The organism is Bradyrhizobium sp. 197 (assembly GCF_023073375.1).
In the GTDB taxonomy this organism is placed as follows: domain Bacteria; phylum Pseudomonadota; class Alphaproteobacteria; order Rhizobiales; family Xanthobacteraceae; genus Bradyrhizobium.
The window spans coordinates 172504-194518 of the sequence record NZ_JADPJJ010000058.1; the positions used below are offsets into that span (position 1 = coordinate 172504).

The 22015-nt window shown below is 63.7% G+C and carries 21 protein-coding genes, 1 tRNA gene and 1 pseudogene; 11 read left to right on the plus strand and 12 right to left on the minus strand.

The window, feature by feature from the left end:
• Positions 1-50 precede the first annotated feature (50 nt).
• Positions 51-1433 carry an MFS transporter gene (locus IVB27_RS14270; protein WP_247444178.1) on the minus strand — a complete coding sequence of 461 codons (1383 nt, stop codon included), beginning with the start codon at positions 1431-1433 and terminating at the stop codon, positions 51-53.
• A 100-nt stretch (positions 1434-1533) separates the two neighbouring features.
• Here IVB27_RS14270 and ggt point away from each other — a divergent pair, with 100 nt between their 5' ends.
• Together ggt and IVB27_RS14280 are read left to right on the plus strand one after the other, a co-directional pair.
• Complete coding sequence (gene ggt, locus IVB27_RS14275) at positions 1534-3285, plus strand: gamma-glutamyltransferase (RefSeq protein WP_247444179.1); 1752 nt, start codon at positions 1534-1536, stop codon at positions 3283-3285.
• Positions 3286-3381: 96 nt separating this feature from the next.
• Positions 3382-4677, plus strand: coding sequence for an MFS transporter (locus IVB27_RS14280; RefSeq protein ID WP_247444180.1), 1296 nt, complete (start codon positions 3382-3384; stop codon positions 4675-4677).
• A 32-nt stretch (positions 4678-4709) separates the two neighbouring features.
• On the opposite strand, the gene IVB27_RS14285 is transcribed toward IVB27_RS14280, so the two are convergent.
• Complete coding sequence (locus tag IVB27_RS14285; RefSeq protein WP_247444181.1) at positions 4710-5375, minus strand: glutathione S-transferase family protein; 666 nt, start codon at positions 5373-5375, stop codon at positions 4710-4712.
• Between the two features lie 164 nt (positions 5376-5539).
• On the opposite strand from IVB27_RS14285, the gene IVB27_RS14290 reads away from it, so the two are divergent.
• The 4 genes and pseudogenes from IVB27_RS14290 (at position 5540) to panE (ending at position 9330) form a co-directional block, all read left to right on the plus strand.
• On the plus strand, positions 5540-6121 hold the full coding sequence (locus IVB27_RS14290; protein ID WP_247444182.1) for a DUF2239 family protein: 582 nt from the start codon (positions 5540-5542) through the stop codon (positions 6119-6121).
• Positions 6122-6205: 84 nt separating this feature from the next.
• Positions 6206-7554, plus strand: a pseudogene (locus tag IVB27_RS14295) (MATE family efflux transporter).
• A 94-nt stretch (positions 7555-7648) separates the two neighbouring features.
• Positions 7649-8257 (plus strand): 2-hydroxychromene-2-carboxylate isomerase, encoded by a 609-nt coding sequence (locus tag IVB27_RS14300; RefSeq protein ID WP_247352494.1) that lies wholly within the window; start codon positions 7649-7651, stop codon positions 8255-8257.
• A 149-nt stretch (positions 8258-8406) separates the two neighbouring features.
• Complete coding sequence (gene panE, locus IVB27_RS14305; protein ID WP_247444183.1) at positions 8407-9330, plus strand: 2-dehydropantoate 2-reductase; 924 nt, start codon at positions 8407-8409, stop codon at positions 9328-9330.
• A gap of 14 nt (positions 9331-9344) precedes the next feature.
• Here panE and IVB27_RS14310 read toward each other — a convergent pair whose 3' ends face one another.
• The 4 genes from IVB27_RS14310 to IVB27_RS14325 all read right to left on the minus strand — a co-directional run bounded on the left by IVB27_RS14310 (position 9345) and on the right by IVB27_RS14325 (position 12921).
• Positions 9345-9938, minus strand: a complete 594-nt coding sequence (locus tag IVB27_RS14310) for a c-type cytochrome (RefSeq protein ID WP_247444184.1) — start codon at positions 9936-9938, stop codon at positions 9345-9347.
• Between the two features lie 199 nt (positions 9939-10137).
• Positions 10138-11406: a PQQ-dependent sugar dehydrogenase gene (locus tag IVB27_RS14315; RefSeq protein ID WP_247352500.1), complete on the minus strand. Its 1269-nt coding sequence runs from the start codon at positions 11404-11406 to the stop codon at positions 10138-10140.
• 377 nt (positions 11407-11783) lie between these two features.
• The gene (locus IVB27_RS14320; protein WP_247444185.1) at positions 11784-12770 is read right to left on the minus strand and encodes an NAD-dependent epimerase/dehydratase family protein; all 987 of its coding nucleotides are present in this window, start codon (positions 12768-12770) and stop codon (positions 11784-11786) included.
• A 76-nt stretch (positions 12771-12846) separates the two neighbouring features.
• Positions 12847-12921: transfer RNA gene (locus tag IVB27_RS14325), tRNA-Gly, on the minus strand.
• 273 nt (positions 12922-13194) lie between these two features.
• Between IVB27_RS14325 and trxA the strand changes: the two genes are divergently transcribed.
• The gene (gene trxA, locus IVB27_RS14330; RefSeq protein WP_247444186.1) at positions 13195-14118 is read left to right on the plus strand and encodes a thioredoxin; all 924 of its coding nucleotides are present in this window, start codon (positions 13195-13197) and stop codon (positions 14116-14118) included.
• A gap of 31 nt (positions 14119-14149) precedes the next feature.
• The gene (locus IVB27_RS14335) at positions 14150-14827 is read left to right on the plus strand and encodes an LON peptidase substrate-binding domain-containing protein (RefSeq protein WP_247352505.1); all 678 of its coding nucleotides are present in this window, start codon (positions 14150-14152) and stop codon (positions 14825-14827) included.
• A gap of 12 nt (positions 14828-14839) precedes the next feature.
• Here IVB27_RS14335 and IVB27_RS14340 read toward each other — a convergent pair whose 3' ends face one another.
• The 6 genes from IVB27_RS14340 to IVB27_RS14365 all read right to left on the minus strand — a co-directional run bounded on the left by IVB27_RS14340 (position 14840) and on the right by IVB27_RS14365 (position 20666).
• On the minus strand, positions 14840-17338 hold the full coding sequence (locus tag IVB27_RS14340; protein WP_247444187.1) for an EAL domain-containing protein: 2499 nt from the start codon (positions 17336-17338) through the stop codon (positions 14840-14842).
• 196 nt (positions 17339-17534) lie between these two features.
• Complete coding sequence (locus IVB27_RS14345) at positions 17535-18128, minus strand: cytochrome b/b6 domain-containing protein (protein WP_247444188.1); 594 nt, start codon at positions 18126-18128, stop codon at positions 17535-17537.
• A gap of 61 nt (positions 18129-18189) precedes the next feature.
• Positions 18190-18468, minus strand: coding sequence for a PepSY domain-containing protein (locus IVB27_RS14350; RefSeq protein WP_247352511.1), 279 nt, complete (start codon positions 18466-18468; stop codon positions 18190-18192).
• A gap of 177 nt (positions 18469-18645) precedes the next feature.
• Positions 18646-19443 carry an SDR family oxidoreductase gene (locus IVB27_RS14355; protein ID WP_247444189.1) on the minus strand — a complete coding sequence of 266 codons (798 nt, stop codon included), beginning with the start codon at positions 19441-19443 and terminating at the stop codon, positions 18646-18648.
• Between the two features lie 25 nt (positions 19444-19468).
• Positions 19469-20272: a crotonase/enoyl-CoA hydratase family protein gene (locus IVB27_RS14360; RefSeq protein ID WP_247444190.1), complete on the minus strand. Its 804-nt coding sequence runs from the start codon at positions 20270-20272 to the stop codon at positions 19469-19471.
• 43 nt (positions 20273-20315) lie between these two features.
• Positions 20316-20666, minus strand: a complete 351-nt coding sequence (locus tag IVB27_RS14365) for a hypothetical protein (RefSeq protein ID WP_247444191.1) — start codon at positions 20664-20666, stop codon at positions 20316-20318.
• A gap of 107 nt (positions 20667-20773) precedes the next feature.
• On the opposite strand from IVB27_RS14365, the gene IVB27_RS14370 reads away from it, so the two are divergent.
• The 3 genes from IVB27_RS14370 to IVB27_RS14380 form a co-directional block, all read left to right on the plus strand.
• Positions 20774-21304, plus strand: coding sequence for a TetR/AcrR family transcriptional regulator (locus IVB27_RS14370; protein ID WP_247444192.1), 531 nt, complete (start codon positions 20774-20776; stop codon positions 21302-21304).
• Positions 21305-21365: 61 nt separating this feature from the next.
• Positions 21366-21563, plus strand: coding sequence for a Trm112 family protein (locus IVB27_RS14375; RefSeq protein WP_027535355.1), 198 nt, complete (start codon positions 21366-21368; stop codon positions 21561-21563).
• A gap of 98 nt (positions 21564-21661) precedes the next feature.
• Positions 21662-22015 (plus strand): DUF6444 domain-containing protein (locus IVB27_RS14380; protein WP_247444193.1); only part of this gene is annotated, 354 nt, incomplete at its 3' end.

Here is a 22015-nt window from a genome sequence, read left to right on the forward strand (position 1 = left end):
CTTCGTCGCTTCGCTCCTCGCAATGACGGGATGGAATTGCGGTAGTGCGGCTACTCCCGCACCCGCATCAACAGTCCCAGCCCCGCGACGAAGAACACCACCAGCACGGCCATGCCGGCCTTCTGGCTCGCCGTCACCGCGGTGATCACGCCGATCAGGAGCGGGCCGATGAAGGACGTCACTTTCCCCGTCAGTGCGAACAGACCGAAATACTGCGCGATGCGGTCCTTCGGCGCGAGACGGATCAGGAGCGTGCGTGAGGCGGCTTGCAGCGGACCACCGGCTGCGCCAATCAGGCAGCCCAGCACCAGATAAGCGCGTTCGGCCGCCGCGGCGAACATTGCACCGCCAGGCGCGGGCGGCGCGACCTCGATGAAGAAGATCGAATCCTTGTCGACCAGCAGGATCGCCGCCACCGCCAGCAGCAGGACCAGCATGCTGCCGGCGATCACACGCTTCGGCCCGATGCGATCGTCCAGCTTGCCGCCAAGCCATGCGCCAAACGCGCCGGCGATCGCGAGCATGATGCCGAAGGTGCCGATCTGGATCGTGTGCCAGCCGAACGTGCCCGCGGCATAAATGCCGCCGAAGGCAAACAGCGACACCAGACCGTCGGTGTAGATCATGTTGGCGAGCAGAAACGCCGCGAGCGATTTCCGCTGCGGCAGTCCCTTGATCGATTGCTTCAGCTCCGACAGGCCTTCGTGCAGCGCCTCGCGCACCGGGCGCTTCGCCGGATAGTCCGGCGTGAACAGGAACATCGGCGTCACGAAAATGATGAACCAAAGTCCGGTCAACGGTCCGGCGGCGCGGTCGCCCTGATGGCTGGCGGGATCGAGCCCGAACAAAGGCGTGAGCCCGAGCAGCGTGCGGCCGGTCTCGGGATTGGCGGCGAGCAAACCGAGCACGATGATCAGGCTGACGATGCCGCCGATATAACCTGTCGCCCAGCCGGTGCCGGAGAGCCGGCCGATCCGCTCCGGCGGCACCAGGGTTGGCATCATCGCGTTGTTGAAGAGGGTGGCGAATTCCGCGCCGACGCTGGCGAGCGCGACCGCGGTGAGCAGCGGCGGAATGATGGAGGGATCGCCGGGCTTTCCGATCCACAGCGTGCAGGATGCCAGCACCAGCACTGTGCCGAAGCCAGCGATCCATGGCTTCCTGCGGCCCGAAGCATCGGCAATGGCGCCTAGCAGCGGCGACATCAGCGCGATCGCGAGGCCCGCGGCAGCCATCGCAAAGCCCCACAGCGATTGGCCGGTAGCGGGATTCGGCGCAATGGCGGTGGCAAAATAGGGTGCGAACACGAAAGTCGTGATCAGCGTGAAATAAGGCTGCGCGGCCCAATCGAAGAAGATCCAGCTGACGACGGCGGCGCGCGGCGGAAAGGTCCGCTCCGCCTTGACGCGCGCATCCGAGGTAATCGTCGTCATCGTCCAGACCTCATCACGAACAGTTTTGCTTCTCTTGGGTCAAACCGTATAGCATTGCGGCGGCGCGTGTGAACTGGCCGAAGGCCGCGGCGGAAATTTGATGATGTCGTCTTTTTCGACACGGCGAGCATTTTTCGCCTTCATTGCCACTCTGGCGTTCAGCCTTCCAACCGCGACCGCGCAGGATGCGCGGCGAGCTTATGTGCCGCCCGCGCTCGACACGGTGCACGCCGTTCCCGCCGAGCATGGGATGGTGGTGGCGCAGGAGAAAATCTCGGCGCAGGTCGGCGCGGACATCCTGCGGCGCGGCGGCAATGCCGTCGATGCCGCGGTCGCGACCGGGTTTGCCATGGCGGTGACCTATCCGCGCGCCGGCAATATCGGCGGCGGCGGCTTCATGGTGATTCACTCCGCCGAGCGCAACGAAGACATCACCATCGACTATCGAGAGACTGCACCGGCTGCGACCACGCCGCAGATCTTCCTCGGCGCCGACGGCAAGCCCGATGCGGCGAAGTCGCGGGATTCCGCGCTCGGCGTCGGCGTGCCCGGCACCGTCGCGGGACTTGCGCTGGCCCTGGAAAAATATGGCTCGGGCCAGTTCACGCTGGCGCAATTGCTCGAGCCCGCGATCGCGATCGCCCGCGACGGCTTCGTCGTCAGCGACGACATTGCCGACACACTGCCGGGCTGGCACCGGCGCCTGGCGCGCTGGCCCACGTCAGCCAAAATCTTCTCGCGGCCTGATGGCACGCCACTCGGCGAAGGCGACAGGCTGGTGCAGAGCGATCTCGCCGAAACCCTGTCGGCCGTCGCCGCACAGGGTCCGCGCGGTTTCTATGAAGGTCCGGTCGCGGAAAAACTCGCCAAGGCCGTGAGCGACGCGGGCGGCATCATGACGCCGGCCGATTTGAAATCCTATCAGGCGGTGATCCGCGCACCGGTGCGCGGCACCTATCGCGGCTATGACATCGTGTCGATGCCGTTGCCGTCGTCCGGCGGCGTGGTGCTGGTGGAGACGCTCAACATCCTCGAAGGCTTCCAGCTCGCCGATTTGAAGCAAGGATCTCCGGCCTCGCTGCATCTGCTGATCGAGGCCATGAAGCGCGCTTATGCGGACCGTGCGCGCTACCTGGGCGATCCCGCCTTCGTCAACGCACCGATCGGGACGCTCATCGCCAAGGACTACGCCGCCAAGCTGCGGGCAACCATCTCCGCCGATCGCGCCACGCCGTCGAAGCAGCTCGTTTCCACCGCCACCTCGCCGCACGAGGGCAGCAACACCACGCATTTTTCCGTCGTCGACGGCAGCGGCAACGCCGTCAGCAACACCTATACGCTGAACTTCAGCTACGGCCTTGGCCTCGTCGCCGACGGCACGGGCGTGCTGCTCAACAACGAGCTCGACGATTTCACCGCAGCTGTCGGCGCTTCCAATGCCTACGGCCTCGTCGGCTTCGAGGCCAATTTGCCCGGGCCCGGCAAGCGGCCGCTGTCGTCGATGTCGCCGACTATCGTTCTGAAGGACGGCAAGCCGGTGCTGGTGACGGGCTCGCCCGGTGGCAGCCGCATCATCTCGACCGTGCTCCAGGTGATCGTCAACGTCCTCGATTACAAGATGGACGTTGCGGCTGCCGTGGCCGCACCGCGGCTGCATCACCAATGGCTGCCAGACGAGGTTCGGATCGAGAGCGGCTTTCCCGACAATGTCCTGCTCGAGCTGAAGGCGATGGATCACCTCATCGTCGAGCCGATGGGACAGACGTCGGCGAATTCCATTGCGGTGACCGCCAACGGGCCGCTCGGCGCGCCCGATCCCCGCACGCGAGGCGCGGAAGCCGCGGGGCAGTAGCTCTGTCCCGGCATAGCGCGAAGGCCTGCTCGTGCTTGCGCAAGCCACCGCGCGTGCTACCACCGCCCGCATAAGGGAACTGCCGGGGAAACGCTCATGACCATGACCGATCCGACCGGGCGCATCGAACGCGCCGAGATCGAAGACACCAGCCTTCTTGCCTTCTATCGCGACATGAACGCACCGGAGCGCCGGACATTCTGGGCTTGCGCGGCAGGCTGGGCGCTGGACGGCATGGACTTCATGATCTACCCGCTCGTGATCGGCACCATCATCGCGCTGTGGAAGGTCGATGCGGGATCGGCCGGCCTTGCCGGCACCGTGACGCTGCTGGCGTCCGCGATCGGCGGCTGGCTCGGCGGTTATCTCTCCGACCATATCGGCCGGGTCAGGACGCTCCAGATCACTATCATCTGGTTCTCGGTGTTCTCGCTGGTCTGCGCGGTCGTGCAGAATTTCGAACAGCTCCTGATCGCGCGCGCGGTGCTGGGCCTCGGCTTCGGCGGCGAGTGGGCGGCGGGCGCCGTGCTGATGGGTGAAGCGATCCGGCCGCAATATCGCGGGCGCGCGGTCGGCTCGGTGCAATCGGGCTGGGCGGTCGGCTGGGGCCTCGCGGTGCTGTCGCAGGCGATCCTGTTCTCGGCTTTGCCGCCGGAGACGGCATGGCGCTGGATGTTCGTGATCGGCGCGCTGCCGGCGCTGCTGGTGTTCTACATCCGCCGCTCCGTCACCGAGCCCGAGGTCGCGGCCGAAGCCCGCGCCAAACAGGCCGCGAGTGGCAATCGTCCGGCGCTCTGGGAAATCTTCTCCGGCCCGATCCTGAAAACCACGATCCTGGCGTCGCTGATGGCGACGGGCTGCCAGGGCGGCTATTACGCCGTTACGTTCTGGGTGCCGCAATTCCTGACCAAGGAGCGGCACCTCTCGATCGTCGGCTCGACCGGCTACCTATCGACGCTGATCATCGGATCCTTCATCGGCTATCTCGTTGGCGCCTGGCTCGCCGACCGGATCGGACGGCGCAATCTGTTCCTGATCTTCTCGATCGGCGCGATGGCTGTGGTGCTGCTCTATACGCAGCTGCCGCTGACCAATGAAATCCTGTGGGTGCTCGGCTTCCCGCTCGGCTTCTTCGCCTCGGGCTATTTCTCGGGGATCGGCGCGTTCCTGACCGAACTTTATCCAACGCGGCTGCGCGGCTCGGGCCAGGGTTTTTGCTACAATTTCGGCCGCGGCATCGGCGCGCTGTTTCCGTTCCTTGTCGGCTCGCTCTCGGCGACCACGTCACTCGCGAACGCGATCGCGATGTTTGCAGTGGTGGCCTACGCGCTGTTCTTCATCGCCGCCTTCGCGCTGCCGGAGACCCGCGGGCGGATATTGCACGCGGACTAACGGGCACGGTCGTCCCGGGGCGGCGAGGAAACTTACCGCCCCACCTGATACGGCCCGCCCTTCTCAAGCGCACGGTTGTACGCCGGCCGCGCGTGAATGCGCTCCAGAAACGCCATCGCCTTGGGATGGCCGAGCTCGAGCCCGCCACGCGCCTGGGCTGCCTCGAGCGGAAAGCTCATCTGGATGTCGGCCGCGGTGAACTCGCTGCCGGCGAACCACTCGCCCTTGCCGAGCTCGCCTTCCCAGTAATCCATGTGCTGCTTGAGCTGCGGATTGACGAGCGCCGTGAGCGCCTGGTTCGAGACCTTGCGCACCAGGGGGCGCAGCAACGCCGGCGCGCGCTTCGGCATCAGCGTGAACAACAGCTTGAGCAGCAGCGGTTGCATCGCCGAGCCTTCCGCATAATGCAGCCAATACGTGAAGCGCAGCCGCTCGGGCGTGTTCGGCGGCGGGACCAGCCGGCCGTTACCGTAGGTGGCGATGAGATATTCGATGATCGCGCCTGATTCGGCGACGGTGTTGCCGTTGTCGGTGATGACGGGTGACTTGCCGAGCGGGTGGATGGCGCGCAGCTCCTTCGGCGCGCGCATATCCGGCTGGCGCTGATAGCGCACGATCTCGTAAGGCACGCCCAACTCCTCGAGCAGCCACAGCACCCGCTGCGAACGGGAATTGTTGAGGTGGTGAACGGTCAGCATCGCGTGGTCCCCGGGCTAGGCGTGGTCGATCGGCCGCGCGTTCGTGCCAGCCCGGGAACGCAATGTCGAGCCATCCGGCCGGATATTTTCACCCGGGTATATTGACGCCGAGAATTTACCCGGGTATTAAACTGTTCAACGTCGTCAATTTGGCAGTGATCTCGATGCAGAGGACCTTCACCGCATTCCAAGGCCCGCGCCGACTGGCGTCGGGACCGGCAGGAGAGGTCGCGCTGGTCGTCAAGCGGATCGCCCCATTGCCGGACGAGCCTATCATCATCTTCGAGGACGACACGGGCCGATCAATCGACTTCGATCTGCGCGGCGGGGATCGCGAGGTGTTGGCGCGGCTGACAAAGCTGGTCCCGCCTCCAGTTGAGGAGACGATACCGTCGAGCGAACCGCGTGGCCGCGGCCGGCCGAAGCTCGGCGTGGTCGCGCGGGAGATCACGTTGCTGCCGCGGCACTGGGAGTGGCTCAACGCGCAAGCCGGCGGCGCCTCGGTCGCGCTGCGAAAGCTCGTCGACGAAGCGCGCCGCGCGAGCGGCGACAAGGACCGCGAGCGTCAGGCGCGCGATGCGGCCTATCACTTCATGTCGACCATGGCCGGCAATCTGCCGCAGTTCGAGGAAGCCTCGCGCGCGCTGTTCGCGGACGACCGGCGACGCTTCACCGGACTGATCGCAGACTGGCCCACTGACATCCGCGATCACATCGTCAAGCTCGCCTATAGCGACCGCGCCTAAGCGCGCCTTAACTCACAACCCATCGACGGTCGGGCCGCGCATTGCGCGGCAACGGCTTCGCATGCCCTGATGAAAGACACATCCATGTCCGCCTCCAAGCCGCTCTGGACGACGTTCCTCCGCTTCCTCGCACCGTTGATGCTGAGCAATGCGATGCAATCGCTGTTCGGTACCGTCAGCAACGTCTATCTCGGCCAGATGATCGGCGTTGACGCGCTGGCGGCGGTGTCGGTGTTCTTCCCGTGATATTCTTCCTGTTCGGTTTCATCATGGGGCTGAGCACCGGCGCCACGGTCCTGATCGGCCAGGCCTATGGCGCGAGCGAGCAGGGTCGGATCAAGATTGTCGTGGGCACGACGCTCGCGGTCGGCCTGTTGCTGTCGATTTCGATTGCGCTGATCGGCGGGATCTTCAGCCGGCAATTGATGATGATGCTTGCGACCCCCGCGGACATTCTCGACCAGGCCAGCGCGTATGCCCGTGTCATGCTGTTCACCATGCCGCTCGGCTTCGTCTCCCTGCTGATGACAGCGATGATCCGCGGCGTCGGCGATGCGCTGACGCCGCTGCTGGCGCTGGCGTTGTCGACCGCGATCGGCTTGATCCTGACGCCGATGCTGATCCACGGGTCGCTCGGATTGCCGGCGGTCGGAATCACCAGCCCGGCCTGGGCGGCGGCGATCGCCAACGCGCTGACGCTGATCGCGCTGGCCGCCTATTTGCTGCGGAGGAAACATGCGTTGGCACCGGACGCTGCACTGCTGCGTCATCTCCGGCTCAATCGTGTGGTGCTGGGACAAATCCTCGGCATCGGACTGCCGAGCGCGATCGGCATGGTGGTGATGGCGATCGCCGAGCTGGTGCTGCTCGGCCTCGTCAACACCTATGGGTCCGACGCCACCGCCGCCTATGGCGCGGTCAACCAGGTGATGGGCTATACGCAGTTCACGGCGATATCGATTTCGATCGCGGTCTCGATCCTCGGCGCGCAGGCGGTTGGCCGCGGCGACAGAACGCGGCTCGATGGCATCGTACGCACCGGCCTCATGTTCAACATCGTCCTGACGGGCGGGCTGGTGGCGCTGATCTATCTCGCGCCGCGCGCCGTGCTCGGTGTCTTCATCACTGACGACATCGTGCTCGATCTCGCGAAGAGCTTGCTCCAGATTGCGTTGTGGAGCTCGGTGCCGTTTGGCCTTGCGACGGTGTTTTCAGGCGCGATGCGCGCTGCCGGCGTGGCGCTGACGCCGATGCTGCTCTCGATCGTCGCCATCGTCGCAATCGAGCTGCCATCTGCGGTGATCCTGAGCCGCACGATCGGCCTACAGGGTGTGTGGGCCGCCTATCCGATCGTGTTTTGCGCCATGTTCCTTTTGCAGATGGGCTATTACCTTCTGGTGTGGCGCAAGCGAACGATCCGGCGTCTGATCTGACGACATCATCAAGAGATTATGACCGTCATTAAACGGTGGACCCGTGGCGCGCGCTGCGCCACAATGTGAAAAACCGACGTCAGGGAGAACGATTTTGACCCGCACAGCCCCGCAATTCCTGTTCGATTTCGGCAGTCCGAACGCCTATCTCAGTCATCTCGCGATTCCGGCGATCGAGCAGCGCATCGGTGTCAAGTTCGAGTACGTGCCGATCCTGCTCGGCGGCATCTTCAAGTCGACCAACAACAAGTCGCCGGCCGAGACGCTCGCCGGCATCAAGAACAAGCGCGAATTCCACACGGTCGAGACCGAGCGCTTCGTCAAGCGCTTCCAGGTTCAACCCTATGTCATGAATCCCTTCTTCCCCGTCAACACGTTGAACCTGATGCGCGCAGCGATCGCGGCGCAGCTCGAAGGCGTGTTCGAGACCTATGTCGCGGCCGCCTTCCATCACATGTGGCGCGAGCCGAAGAAAATGGACGATCCTGAAATCGCGGCGAAGGCGCTGGCGTCTTCCGGCCTCGACGCCCAAAAGCTGTTCGCCCGCGCGCAAGAGCCCGAAGTGAAGGGCAGGCTGATCAAGAACACCGAGGAGGCCGTCGCACGCGGCGCGTTCGGCTCGCCGACCTTCTTCGTCGGCGACGAGATGTTCTTCGGCAAGGAGCAGCTGCGCGAGGTCGAGGAGATGGTGTCGGGAAAGTAGCCCGCTCATTCTCCAGCGACAGAATGTGATCGCGGCAGCATTCTGGATTGCTTCGCTTCGCTCGCAATCACGACTATAAATAGATCGCCAAGAACAACTGCAAGAACTATTGCAAGCACAACAGCAAGAGCAACAACAAGGACAATCCCATGCGTATCCTCGTGGTCGGTGCCGGCGCCATCGGCGGCTATTTTGGTGGCAGGCTGTTGCAGGCTGGCCGCGACGTCACCTTCCTGGTCCGGCCGCGGCGCGCCAGCGAGCTCGCGAGCGCCGGCCTCGTCATCAAGAGCCCGAATGGCGACGTGACGCTGAAGGACCCGCCGCGGGTCGAGGCCGACAAGCTCAAGGACAAGTTCGACGTGGTGCTGTTGAGCTGCAAGGCGTTCGATCTCGACGACGCCATCAAGTCGTTCGCGGCGGCGGTCGGGCCCGACACGGCGATCATTCCGATGCTCAACGGCATGAAGCATCTCGATATCCTCGACGGCAAGTTCGGCAAGGAGCGCGTGCTCGGCGGCCTCTGCGCCATCGCCGCGACGCTCAACGAGAAGCGCGAGGTGGTGCAGCTCCAGCCGATGCAGTCGATCAATTACGGCGAGCGCGACGGAAAGCTGTCGGATCGCGTCAAGGCGATCGACGAGGCCTTCAAGGGCGGCATCAATGGTGCCACGGCCAGCCAGAACATCATGCAGGACATGTGGGAGAAGTGGGTGTTCCTCTCCTCGCTGGCGGCGTCCACCAGCCTGATGCGCACCTCCGTCGGCAACATCCTCGCCGCCCCCGGCGGCAGGGACTTTTTGCTCGGCATGCTGGACGAGACCAGCGCGATCGCCACCGCCTCAGGCTACGCGCCGGGCGGTCCGTTCTTCGAGCGCGTGAAGGGTAACCTCACCACCGAGGGTTCGCCGATGACGGCGTCGATGTTCCGGGACGTCAAGGCCGGCCTTCCGGTCGAGGCCGATCACGTCATCGGCGATCTCATCGCGCGCGCCGATGCCGCCAAGGTGCCGGTGCCGAAGCTGCGCATCGCGTACACGCATTTGAAGGCGTATGAGAAGCAGCGGGCGGGGTAGGCAGCAGCCTCGCGCTACTTGAAATACGCGAGATAGTGCGAGACGGCCGTGATCTCCTCGTCGCTCATGTGATAGGCGACATCGGCCATCGCGGCACCGCCGCCGCCGACGCGCTGGTTGGTCTTGTAGTCGCGCAGCGCCTTGACCAGATATTCCTCGCGCTGACCCGCGAGTCGCGCGACGGCCTTGGTGCCGGCAAAGCTATCGGTATGGCATGAGGCGCAGCGGCGGCCGACGGCAACTTGCGCGCCCTTTTTCGACAGGTCCGGGTCTTTGTCTTCCTCGCCCTTTGGCGGCGTCAATTGCGAGAAATAAGCACCGAAATTGCGGACGTCCTCGTTGGTGATTTCCTCCGCGATGGGCTGCATCTGGTCGTTCTTGCGCGAACCAGCGCGGAAGAACACGAGCTGCCATTGCAGAAATTGATCGGGCTGGCCGGCGAGCGAGGGGATATTCTCGGTCTGCGAGATGCCGTTCTCGCCGTGACAGCCGGAGCAGACGGCGGCCTTCTCCTTGATCGCGGCGTTGTCGGCGGCCTGGGCCGGGACGAATGCGAGCGCTGTGAGCGCGAGCGCGTTGATAGCGAGCGAGATGACCTGCCGGCGCATGATTGAAGATTCCGCTTTGACGAGTTCGTCATTCCCGGAGCGCGCCTGAGGACGAACCCGGACTCGATAACCCTCGTTCGTGGTTTTGGGTTCCAGACTTGTACGCAGGCAGCGCGCAGATTCGGAACCACAGCGTGCGAAATTGAAAACGAGAAAGGCTGCGGTGCCCCTCGGCCCCGCAGCCTCGCGTCCTTGTACGCTACTTCTTGCTGTAGCTGATGCGGTAGATCGCGCCGGCCCAATCGTCGGCGACGAGGATCGAGCCGTCCTTGGCGAGGATGATGTCGTCGGGACGGCCGAGATAGCCCTGGTCGCCCTCGATCCAGCCGGAAGCAAACACCTCCTGCTTGGCATTCTTGCCGTCGGGTCCGACGATCACGCGCATGATGCGGCCGCCCTGGTACTTGTGACGATTCCAGGAGCCGTGCTCGGCGATGAGGATGTTGTTCTTGTACTCAGGCGGAAATTGATCGCCGGTATAGAACTTCATGCCGAGCGGAGCGACGTGAGCGCCGAGGTTCAGCACCGGCGGCGTGAACTCGGAGCATTTGTGGCCCATCGCGAACTTCGGATCGGGCAGGTCACCCTGATGGCAATAGGGATAGCCAAAGTGCTCGCCCATCTTCGAGATCATGTTCAGCTTGTCGCTGGGTAGATCATCGCTGACCCAGTCACGCGCGTTCTCGGTGAACCAGTACTTGCCGGTACGCGGATCGACGTCGCCGCCGACCGAGTTGCGGACGCCGAGCGCATAGACTTCGGCATTGCCGGTCTTGGGATCGACGCGGCGGATTTGCGCGACGCTGGTTGGGGGCACGCCGATGTTGAAGGGCGGTCCGAACGGAATGTAGAACCAGCCTTCCTTGTCGACCGCGATGTATTTCCAGCCGTGCGCGGCATAGGACGGCATATCGTCATAGACGACCTTGCCCTCGCCGAGATTATCCATCTTGGCTTCGGCATCGTCGTAGCGGATCAGCTTGTCGACCGCGATGACGTAAAGCGCGCCGTCCTTGAAGGCCAGACCAGTGGGCATGTTCAGCCCCTTCAGGATGGTCTTGACCTCCTTCTTGCCGTTGTTGTCCTTGATCGCATAGACGTTGCCGAGGCCGAACGAGCCGACGAACAGCGTGCCCTTGTCACCCCAGGCCATCTGCCGCGCGGCCAGCACACCGGACGCGTAGACCTCCATCTTGAAGCCCGCCGGCAGCTTGACCTTCTTGACGATATTGGCGAGCTCGGCCTCCGACGCGCCGGTCGGCGGACCCGACGGCGGCGCCAGGCCCTTCTGCGCCTCGGTCTCGTCGCCGAGGAACCAGTCATCCGGCGGATGGGTCCAGAACTCCTTGGTGCCGGATTCGTATTTCTTCAGCGGCTTGTTCTTGTCCTGCGCGTAGCCAGCGCTGGTCCCCGCAAGAAGGGCCACGGCCGCAAGCGCCAACACGGATCGATGGAACATCGATGTCATCGCGTCACTCCCTAAGGCAGCCGTCAGGGCTGCACGTTATTTTATTATGGCTAGTCGAGAGGCGAAGTTTTGAGTCTGTCGAGAGGACAGACGCAAAAAGGTTAGCACATCTGCGAGCAGTGAGAAGCGCGCCGCATGCGCCGCAATTGCCCTCGATAAAAATTGAGACGGATGTTCTCGGCCCGAGCACGACAGCGGCAACGGTCTCGCTGCAACGCGGAATCGAGGCAGCGCATGGCCAATTTGCAGGCAGCACGACCGTCGGGAACAAAAAACGCGAAAACAACCCCATGCACAGTAGAACGGCGGAGGCCATTTTGCTCCCGGTGACTCCGGACAGGCATTTGATGCATCGGGCAAATTGGCAAAAGCGGCGACTACGGGGCGGCGGGGTAGGGACCATCGCCGAAAATCGTCTCGTGATAGCCTTTCGACCCCACATCGCGCGCCAGCGTGCTGCGAAAATCGCGGCCATCGCGAAGGCAGTTCAGGACATGGGCGAAGTCGAATTCGGGCCGCCAGCCCAGCTCGCGCCGCGCACGGTCGTTGACATAGACCCGGTCGATCGCGGGGAACAGCCGCCAGCCGCGCGCCGCATAGAGCTCCGCACAATCCGGATAGAGCTCGCGCACGACAGTGGCCGCATCGCGGGCAAGTGCTGCCAGATGGCGCTGCTCGAACGGGCTCGTGGCCGACACGATGTAGCGGGCAAACCCGATCTTCGGCGCCCGCTCGGCGGCGAGCAGATGGGCGTGCGCCGCGTCCGCGATATCCAGCCGGCGATAGAGCAGCTCGTTGGCCTGCGCGTTCTCCGGCGCGTAAGCTGATCGCATTGCAGGATCGTCATCGTCTTCGGGGAAGAAGCGCGAGGTCCTCAAGACCACAACCGGCAGGCCGCGCTCGCGACAGAACAGCTCGCAGAGAGTTTCGGCCATCAGCTTGGTCGTGCCGTAGATGTTCTTGGGCGCCGCCGGCAGGTCCTCGGTGACCCACACCGCGGCTTGGCCGGCGTCGGGCCGAAGCTGCGAGCCGAACGCGCTGGTTGTGCTGGTGAAGACGAAGCTGCGCACGCCGGCGGACACCGCCGCTTCGAGCAGATTGAGCGTGCCAGTGACGTTGGTGTCGATGAAATCCTGCTTGCTGTGGGTTGCCACATGCGGCTTGTGCAGCGTCGCGGTGTGGATCACGGCGGTAACGCCGGCCATCTGGCCTCGCACGAAATCAGAATCGACGATCGAGCCGACGGCGTCGGTGAAGGGCGATGCCTTCAAATCGATCCCAAGCACAGTTGAACCGCGCCCGCGGAGCGTGCGGAGAAGGGCCTCCCCGAGATGGCCGGCGCTGCCTGTGACCAGAACTGTCATTCGAGGCCCAATACAGCCGCCAGCGGCGTGGGAAACCACGTACCCGTCCGGCTCGGCTGGATGCTCTGGGAAAAATTGGAGCGGGCGAAGGGGCTCGAACCCTCGACCCCGACCTTGGCAAGGTCGTGCTCTACCACTGAGCTACACCCGCATCCTGTGTCGGCCGCGTGACGCGCCCGGCAACGGCTGTCGTATGCCAAAACCGGACGCCGAATGCAACAGCTACGCGCGGCATAGATTCGCATTGGACGGCCCATATGGACCCAAACCCGGCCAAATCGGCCAAAAACGCCCCGCAACCGCCGAATCGTCGCGCACGGATTGAAATTCGGCCGCCCCGGCCCAATTTTAGGGCGGACAGCGAAGCATATGAATTGGCGGCGTGCTAAAGACCCGCCATTCCAGATACAGACGAGGGGATCCCGTGACGATCATCGAACAGGGTAACGGAGCGGCGGGCCCGGCTGCGACCGATCTGATCAAGGACACGACCACCCAGACCTTCGTGAAGGACGTCATCGAGGAATCGAAGCACCAGCCGGTGCTGATCGACTTCTGGGCGGAATGGTGCGGCCCCTGCAAGCAGCTCACGCCCTTGCTGGAAAAGGCCGTCAAGGCCGCCAAGGGCAAGGTCAAGCTGGTCAAGATGAACATCGACCAGCATCCGGCGATCCCGGGCCAGATGGGCATCCAGTCGATTCCGGCGGTGATCGCCTTCGTCAACGGCCAGCCGGCCGACGGCTTCATGGGCGCGGTGCCGGAGAGCCAGCTCAACGCCTTCATCGAGAAGCTGACCAAGGGCGTGACCGCCCCGGGTGAGCCGAATGTCGCGGAAATCCTCCAAGAGGCCGAGGCCGTGCTCGCCGAGGGCGATGCCGCTGCGGCCGCCCAGATCTACGCGGAAGTGCTGGAGCACGAATCGACCAATATCGCGGCCCTTGCCGGACTCGCGAAATGCTACGCCACCTCCGGCGCGATGGAGCAGGCCAAGCAGACGCTGGCCATGGTGCCGGAATCCAAGCGCAACGACCCCGCGGTGAAAGCCGTGCAGGCCGCGATCGATCTCGCCGAGCAGGCGCAATCGCTCGGGCCGGTCGCCGAGCTGGAACAGAAAGTCGCCGCAAACCCGCTCGATCATCAGGCGCGATTCGACCTCGCGACCGCGCTCAACGCGCAAGGCAACCGCGCCGCCGCCACCGAGCAACTACTCGCGATCATCAAGCGCGACCGCAAATGGAACGACGACGGCGCCCGCAAGCAGCTGGTGCAGTTCTTCGAGGCCTGGGGCGGCACGGATGATGCAACCGTCGAGGGACGCAAGCGCTTGTCGATCATCCTGTTTTCCTAAGGCGAGCAGGCAAGGCCAGGGGACCGGGCAGATGCCGATCAATATCGAATATCGCGGGCCCGCCGACCTTCCGGAGATCCTTCCGGTGTTTCCGCTGCCGGGCGCGCTGCTGCTGCCGCGCGGGCAGATGCCGCTCAACATCTTCGAGCCGCGCTACCTCGCGATGATCGACGATGCCTTCCGCGACGGCCATCGCCTGATCGGGATGATCCAGCCCGACATCGCGCACTCGCGGAAGAACTCCGACAGGCCGGCGCTGTTCAGCGTCGGCTGTGTCGGCCGCATCACCCAGCTCGCCGAATCCGGCGACGGCCGCTACATTCTCGAGCTGACCGGCGTCTCGCGCTTCAGGGTGCTCGAGGAGCTCGAAGTGCTTACCGCCTACCGGCAGTGCAAGGTCGACTTCTTCGCCTTCGTCGACGATTTCACGCCGCGCATGGGCGAGGACGAGGTCGATCGCGAGGCGCTGCTGACGGTGCTGGCGGACTTTTTGAAGGCCAACAACCTCAAGGTCGATTGGGAGGGCGTCGAGACCGCTCCCAATGAGGCGCTCGTCAACGCGCTGGCGATGATGTCGCCCTATGGCGTGGCCGAGAAGCAAGCGATGCTGGAAGCGCCTGACTTGAAGACCCGCGCCGAAATCCTGATCGCCGTCACCGAGATGGATCTCGCCAAGAAGCGCACCAGCGGCGATCCGCCGCTGCAGTGAGGGCCTGGACGCTCAGGCAGCGCGGACGGCCGCTCCGGCACCTCGCAGCATTCTGGCGATGTCGGATGCAGGCATCGGCCGACTGAAATAGTAGCCTTGCGTCTCGACGCACCCCTCCTCACGGAGGATATCCAGCTGCTCCTTCGTTTCGACGCCCTCGGCGGTCGTCACCTTACCGAGGCTGATTGCGAAACGAACCACTGCTCGCGCGAGATGGTGCGCCTCTGCCCTCGCGCTGGATAGTTCGTTGACGAAACTGCGGTCGATCTTGATCTTGTCGAACGGGAATCTTTGCAGAAAGCTCAGTGATGAATAGCCGGTGCCGAAATCGTCCAGGGCGATCCGCACGCCGAGTTCGCGCAATTGGCCGAGCACTGCAAAAACAGCTTCGCTGTCATGCATGATCGCCGTCTCGGTGACCTCGAGCTCGAGTCGGTGCGACGCGACTCCCGAACTCGCCAGCGCGCCGATAACGACCGGAACAAGCTCCTTGCTCCTGAATTGAGCGGGAGACAGATTGATCCCGATCCTGACATGCGCAGGCCATTTGGCCGCTTCCGCACAGGCGGTTCTCAGGACCCATTCTCCCAGCGGCACGATCAAGCCGGTCTCCTCCGCAAGCGGGATGAATTCGTTCGGCATGACCAGACCGTGCTGTGGGTGATGCCAGCGTAGCAAGGCCTCGAAGCCGCTGATTTTGCCGGTCGCGGCGCTGACGAACGGCTGGTAGTGGAGCTCGAATTGATGGCCGGCAATCGCAGCCCGCATGTCGCGCTCCAGGTTGCGGCGCGCATGCATGAGCTCGTCGAGTTCCGGCTCGAAGAAGCGGAATGCACCACGTCCGCCACTCTTGGCGGAGTAGAGAGCGAGATCCGCACTCTTCATGATCACGTCGGAATCGTTGCCATCACGCGGCGCGATAGCAATGCCGATGCTGGTGCCCACCGTGACCCGGTGATCGCCGAGATCGAACGGTTCGCAAAGCGCTTTTCTGATGTTCTCGGCGAGGGCGGCGGCTTCCACGGCTGGGCTGGTCACGTAGTCGATCACCGCGAACTCGTCGCCGCCCAGTCGAGCGATCAACGCGGTTTCCGTGGTGCATTCGCGTAGACGCGCAGCAACGGCGCGCAGCAGGGAATCGCCCGTCGGATGTCCAAGGGTGTCGTTGACTTCCTTGAAGCGATCGAGGTCAAGTATGAGCACGGCTAGATCGACGCCGCCGTTGCGCGTAACCGCAATGGCATGCTCCATCCGCTCTCTGAGCAGCACGCGATTTGGCAGATCGGTCAGCGCATCGTGTTGCGCCATATGAGTGATCTTCGCCTCGGACCGGCGTTGCTCGGTGACGTCGAGATGCGTAGCCACCCATCCGCCACCGGCCATTGGCTGTCGCGTCACGCAGATCAGCCGACCATCCGCAAACTCGTCGATTCTGCTCGAGACAGCATCGAAAGGCAACGCGGCCAGCTTCGAGATGAATTGCTCGGCAGCGTCCTCGCTGGGGTCGCCCTTGAGGACTCCCTTCACGATGCGATGCCTGATGATGTCGGTGTGCGATGTCCCCGCCCTCAGTAGCTCCGGCGGCAGCCGATAGAGCAGGGCATAACGCTCGTTGCAGACGACAAGCCGCTTCTCCGCATCGAACATGCAAAGGCCCTCGACCATGTTGTTGATGGCCGTGTCCAGCCTGATTTTCTGGTCCTGGATTTGCTTTTGCGAATCTTCTACCTGTTGCCTGGCGAGCGAAAGCTCACTGATGATTTCCTCGAATCTGCTGGTTCTGGTCGCAAGGCGGCGATCCGCCAGCACGCCGATAAAGCTCATCCCGAGTACTGACAGAGCCACACCCGCAATTGCCACGGCGAGGAAGCCGGGAGAAAGCGACAAGGTATCGCTTGCCAGCGTCGGGTCTGGGATGATCTGCACGGCCCCCATAGCCGTGAAATGATGCGACACGATGGCGAGAGTCAGCAGCAGCGCCGCGACTAAGGTCCCCCACTTGTTCTTGCTGCCCAGCGCAACCGCAAGGGCGGCGTAGCCCAGGACCATGCCGAGAGCGATGGAGACGAGCACCAGCTCCGGCGACCAGCTCACGCGACCAGGCACTTCGAGGGCCCACATGCCGAGATAGTGCATGCTCGCAATACCGGCGCCGATAATTCCGCCGCCGGCAGCCGCGCGCCACGGGCCGGAATTGCTGACGGCAACGCCAAAACCGCATGACGTCAGGATCATCGCCGCGGCGAGCGACAGAGCTGTCAGAGCGATGCCGTAACCGGTTGAGACTCCGGGCTCGTAGGCGAGCATTGCAACAAAATGCGTTGCCCAGATTCCATAACCGATGGCGGCGCCGGCGATCGCAATCCACATCAGCCGGGTCCAAGCTCGCGACGCGATCGCCCGATGAAAAATGCTGACGGCTACAATACTTGCGGCGAAGCAAACCAGACCGGCGAGCATGACAAGGCGCCAATCATGCTCTGCCGTGAGGCAGGTAAAAACGCGGAACATCGAAATCGCCTCCGTCGTCCGATATCGCCGATGGTGGATGGGCTAAACGTTCTTCGCGTTAATTTGGTGCAACTCCGGATTGCATGCTTAGCGGCAGGTTAACGCTATCTATGCAATTCGATTTGCCGAGCATTTGCGCGGAGGATGTAGCGCCATCAGACCGCGAACAACCTGTGCCGAGATCCGCAACGGACATTTAGAGGTGACCGCGGATGCGCTTGCGTCCCGTGATCATCGCGCGGATCAGGTTCTCGCGCTGAAGAAGGCCCATCAGCAGCACGCCCAAGACGTGCAGCACGACCAGGACGATGACCGCGTCCGATGAATAATGATGGGTGTCCTCGACCCACCAGACGCCGAAGAAGGTCACGGTCACCGACATCGCGCCTGATATCGTCGAGACCGCGAGTGAAGCCAGCAGCGCCACCAGCATCAACGTGCCGGCGGGATTGAGCCCGATATAACGGCCGGTGATGCCGCGGCGCAGATTCCAGAGATAGCGCGGCGCGGCCCGAAGCCTGACGCCGACCATGCGGAAGCGCGAATAGCGGCTTCCCCAAAAACCCCAGACCAGACGGAAGGCGAGAAGCCCGAGCACCGCATAGCCGACGATGCGGTGAAGTCCGTCATAGACGGTGGGCGTGAACCAGGCGGCCAGAACGCAAGCCGCGAGCGCCCAATGCCAGAGGCGCAGCGGGAGGTCCCAGATCGTGACTGTCCGCGAAGCGGTTCGATCCGCGGGGGTCCGGTTGGACCCCCCGCGCGCTTCCGGTCCCGGTTCTTCAATCAAGCGACGGCCACCCTCAGGCGTAACTTTGCGCAGACCATTCGCGCAGACTATCTCGCGCGGTCTACTTCGCAATCGTGTGCTTGAGGCTGAGATCTTCGGGGCTGTAGAACAGTTCGTAAAGCTTGCCTTCCTTGACGCCGTAGACCTCGTAGCAGGAGCCTTCGATCTTGGAGCGCCGCACCTCGTAGCCGAGCGCCTTGGCCTTGGCTTCGGCTTCGCTCGCCGGCTTCCACGACGCCTTGTCGAGCTTGGTGCAGTCCTTGAAACCGTCAGCCATGGCCGCCGATCCCGCGCCAATCCCGATCGTCAATGCAATGGCAACAACACGAATGACCTTCACGAACGTCTCCTCTTCTGTCGTGGGCGCTGCGCGAAGCCGCGAAGCGGGACCGAAGGAAGCAAAGCACATGATGAAGTCAATCCGGTTCAGCGCCGGCAGGCTTTAGAGTTATTCTAACGATCCGAAAAAGATCAGTTCTCTCCGTATGCAGCACGCATTTGCCGGACTACTGCGGCCTTACGTCTCACGGTTTGCGCGCAGCCAATCCGACCACGAGAGACGTCCACGCACGCCGCGGCTGACGACAAAACCCATGCCCCGGGCCTTCGCATCCGAAAGGCCGATCGGCAGGATCCTTCGATGCAGTTTCCTCGCATCCTGATATTGGCGGGCGAAGGTAACGAGATCGAGCGCTTCGGGGCCGCCGATCTCCGTACGCTCGCCGCGCAGTCCGTCGAACGCGCAAGTCACGACATGAGCGGCCACATCGGAAGCGTCGACGGGATCGAACGTCGTGGTCGGCACCGGCCAGAGCGGAAGCCAGGCGAGGCCCGAGAGGAACTTGTCGAGCAAATAGTAGAACGGCATTGCGCGAACCACGGACCAGGACAGGGCCGACGCACGCACCAGCCGCTCGCCGGCCAGCTTGACTCGCGCGTAGGGCAGGGTCGCCTCTTCGAGGCCGACGATCGAGACGTGCAGGAAGTGCCGCACCGACGCCTCCCGGCATAGCGACAGCAACCGCTCCGTTCCCTCGACATCCACGGCGGAGGGCGATCTGAAGAAGTCCACGGGCCGCACACCGGCGCGCCGCGCGATCGGCGAGCAGGTCGCCGCGTTGATGACCGTATCGACACCATGCAGTGCTTCCCGCAGTCCGGCGCCGGTGGCGAGATCGCCGGTTGCCCATTCGACGTCCGATCGCACGGCAGGCGATCGCGCGAAAACCCGGATCCGATGTCCGTCCCGAACGAGGCGATCGACGATATCCCGGCCAAGATGGCCGGTTCCGCCGGTGACGAGTGTCAGGGCCATGCTTCAAAGTTCGTTCGTGTTGCGCTCATGGGTGACACCATCGCGGCGTGCGGTTTTCGAGATTGCTTCTGACCGCCTCGACGTGATTGGCGGAACCGAGCAGTGCCGCCTGCTCGGCCGTTTCGGCAGCGAGACCCGTGGCCACGTCGCAGGTCGCGGCCAGATTGAGCAGCCGCTTGGCGGCGCGCACCGCATCCGGGCTCCGGCCCGCAATCTCGTGCGCGATTGCCAGCGCAGCCCTCACGGGATCGTCGGCGAGCTTCGTGGCAAAGCCATAGGCAAGCGCATCCTGCGCCGAGAACACCCGGCCGGTGTAGGTCAATTCGCGCACGACATCCTCGCGCGCGAGACGGCGCATGAGTTGCGTGCCGCCCATATCCGGCACCAACCCCCATTTCGCCTCGATGATTGCGAGCTTCGTGTCGGGCGCGAGATAGCGGAGATCGGCGCCGAGCGCGAGTTGGAAGCCGCCGCCGAAGGCAACGCCGTGGACTGCGGCCAGCACAGGCACGGGCAGCTCGCGCCAGAGCCACACGAGGTGCTGGGCATAGTTCGCCAGACCGTGGGTTCGGCGCGTCAGATCGACCGAGGGGATCAACGACTCGCCGGTCGTCGTGACCAGAAGCCGGTCCAGATCGAGCCCCGCGCAGAAGGCGCGGCCTTCGCCGGAGAGGACGACAGCGTGGACGTCGCTGCGTTTTGCAAGTTTGCTACCTGCCTCGATGATCGCCTCGAACATCGCCGGATCGAGCGCGTTCATTTTGTCCGGACGATTCAGCCGGACATGAGCCACACCGTCGTCAATGGTCAGGCGAACACGATTTTCCATGGCGCCGCTCTCCGCTGTAACGCGTGACTTCTCGTTTTGATACTCAGTAGCCGGCAACCGCCATGACGACGACGGCACTAAGCGCCATCCAGCCGAAATGCCGGCCGCGCGTGGCCCATGCGTTGGCGAAGGCAGAGAAGCCGAACACACCGGCCATGGTGATGACGATCCAATGGCGCGCCGGCTCCGATTCCATCCAGGGCGCCGCGATCAGGAGCACACCACCGCCGATCCAGGCGACGGTCGAGGCCTGCCAGACCAGGCGGATCAGGGTGCGGAGCCGTTCCGGCTCGATGCGGGCGCGGGCAAAGACCCTGGCCTCGCCGAGGATGCCATGGATGAGCGCGACGACAATGGTCAGGACGCCGGCGCACTGGAGCAAGAGGTCACGCATGGTCAGGGCTCCCTAAGGCTTCATCCATACATCTATGTATGGATAGATAAGTGCTGGCTTGCTGCCTGTCAATACACTAGTGTATGGTTGGAATCCGAGAACTCGACATGACCGAACAGCTCTCTGCCGACGACTGGATCAAGGAGGGACTGAAGGCGCTGGCTAAAAGCGGCTTCACGGCCCTGAAGGCAGATCCGCTTGCCAAGGCCATGGGCGTCTCGCGCGGCAGCTTCTACTGGCATTTCGCCGATCTCGGCGCGTTCCACGCCACTGTGCTGAAGCGCTGGCGCGAGATCGCGGCCGAGCAGATCATCGCCGATGTCGAAGCCGCCAGTGACGAGCCGCTGAAAGCGCTGCTGCGCAGGACTTTTGGCGCGCGGCTCGACCTCGAGCGCGCGGTGCGGAACTGGGCGGCCTTCGATGCGGCGGCACAATCGGCGGTGCGTGCAATCGACCGGCGCAGACTGGACTATATCGAGACGCTGCTCTCGAAGCGGGGGCTTGCGCCCGCGATAGCGCAGGCGCGGGCGCAGGTTCTGTACTGGACGTTTCTCGGTTTTGCCTTGTCGGGCACGCCGGTGCCGGCGGCACGACTCCAGGGCCTGCTCGACGAGATCCTGCGGATGGTATCGGCCTAGCGGACCGCAATGGGCGGCCGCGGTTTTCTGTGCTAGAGGCAACCGATCGTCGGAGACAAAAATGAACGCGCCCACCGAACGCCCCGAACCCAGCGTCGATCCCAAATTGCTGGAGATCCTGGTCTGCCCGCTGACCAAGGGCCCGCTGGAGTTCGATTCTGCAAAGCAGGAGCTGATCTCGCGCAGCGCCAAGCTCGCTTATCCAATCCGCGACGGCATCCCGATCATGCTGCCGGAAGAGGCGCGCAAGATCGATTGAGGGTTTTGTAGCCGGATGGAGCTACGAAAATCGTAACTGCCCAGGTGGCCGTTTGTATTCTCTTGACTGACCACATGTGTTTGTGAGTCAAGGTATGGGTGACGCCGCCAAATTCCTCATTGTCTGTGGATGCCCTGCTGGCCCTGATTGGGGAGTTGCAGGAGCGCAACCTGATGTTGGAGCAGCAGAACGCATTGCTGACGGTGCGTGTGGCCGATCTGGAGCGTCGGCTTGGTCTGGATAGCTCCAATAGCAGCAAGCCGCCTTCGAGCGATGGACCGGGCCAGGCTTCTCGCCGGACACAGAGCCTGCGTGAGCGAGGGTTGAAGAAGCCCGGCGGCCAGCCCGGCCATGCAGGCAAACACTTGAAGCGGTCCGAACGGGTCGATCATACGATCATGCATCGCCCTGTCAGATGCGGGCGCTGCCGAATGGCGCTGGAGGGTGAACTT

Excerpts from the sequence above, each read along its gene's own strand:
- IVB27_RS14270 (WP_247444178.1), bottom strand. The coding sequence starts at position 1,433 with ATGACGACGATTACCTCGGATGCGCGCGTCAAGGCGGAGCGGACCTTT.
- ggt (WP_247444179.1), top strand. The coding sequence starts at position 1,534 with ATGATGTCGTCTTTTTCGACACGGCGAGCATTTTTCGCCTTCATTGCC.
- IVB27_RS14280 (WP_247444180.1), top strand. The coding sequence starts at position 3,382 with ATGACCATGACCGATCCGACCGGGCGCATCGAACGCGCCGAGATCGAA.
- IVB27_RS14285 (WP_247444181.1), bottom strand. The coding sequence starts at position 5,375 with ATGCTGACCGTTCACCACCTCAACAATTCCCGTTCGCAGCGGGTGCTG.
- IVB27_RS14290 (WP_247444182.1), top strand. The coding sequence starts at position 5,540 with ATGCAGAGGACCTTCACCGCATTCCAAGGCCCGCGCCGACTGGCGTCG.
- panE (WP_247444183.1), top strand. The coding sequence starts at position 8,407 with ATGCGTATCCTCGTGGTCGGTGCCGGCGCCATCGGCGGCTATTTTGGT.
- IVB27_RS14310 (WP_247444184.1), bottom strand. The coding sequence starts at position 9,938 with ATGCGCCGGCAGGTCATCTCGCTCGCTATCAACGCGCTCGCGCTCACA.
- IVB27_RS14315 (WP_247352500.1), bottom strand. The coding sequence starts at position 11,406 with ATGACATCGATGTTCCATCGATCCGTGTTGGCGCTTGCGGCCGTGGCC.
- IVB27_RS14320 (WP_247444185.1), bottom strand. The coding sequence starts at position 12,770 with ATGACAGTTCTGGTCACAGGCAGCGCCGGCCATCTCGGGGAGGCCCTT.
- IVB27_RS14335 (WP_247352505.1), top strand. The coding sequence starts at position 14,150 with ATGCCGATCAATATCGAATATCGCGGGCCCGCCGACCTTCCGGAGATC.
- IVB27_RS14340 (WP_247444187.1), bottom strand. The coding sequence starts at position 17,338 with ATGTTCCGCGTTTTTACCTGCCTCACGGCAGAGCATGATTGGCGCCTT.
- IVB27_RS14355 (WP_247444189.1), bottom strand. The coding sequence starts at position 19,443 with ATGGCCCTGACACTCGTCACCGGCGGAACCGGCCATCTTGGCCGGGAT.
- IVB27_RS14360 (WP_247444190.1), bottom strand. The coding sequence starts at position 20,272 with ATGGAAAATCGTGTTCGCCTGACCATTGACGACGGTGTGGCTCATGTC.
- IVB27_RS14365 (WP_247444191.1), bottom strand. The coding sequence starts at position 20,666 with ATGCGTGACCTCTTGCTCCAGTGCGCCGGCGTCCTGACCATTGTCGTC.
- IVB27_RS14370 (WP_247444192.1), top strand. The coding sequence starts at position 20,774 with ATGACCGAACAGCTCTCTGCCGACGACTGGATCAAGGAGGGACTGAAG.
- IVB27_RS14375 (WP_027535355.1), top strand. The coding sequence starts at position 21,366 with ATGAACGCGCCCACCGAACGCCCCGAACCCAGCGTCGATCCCAAATTG.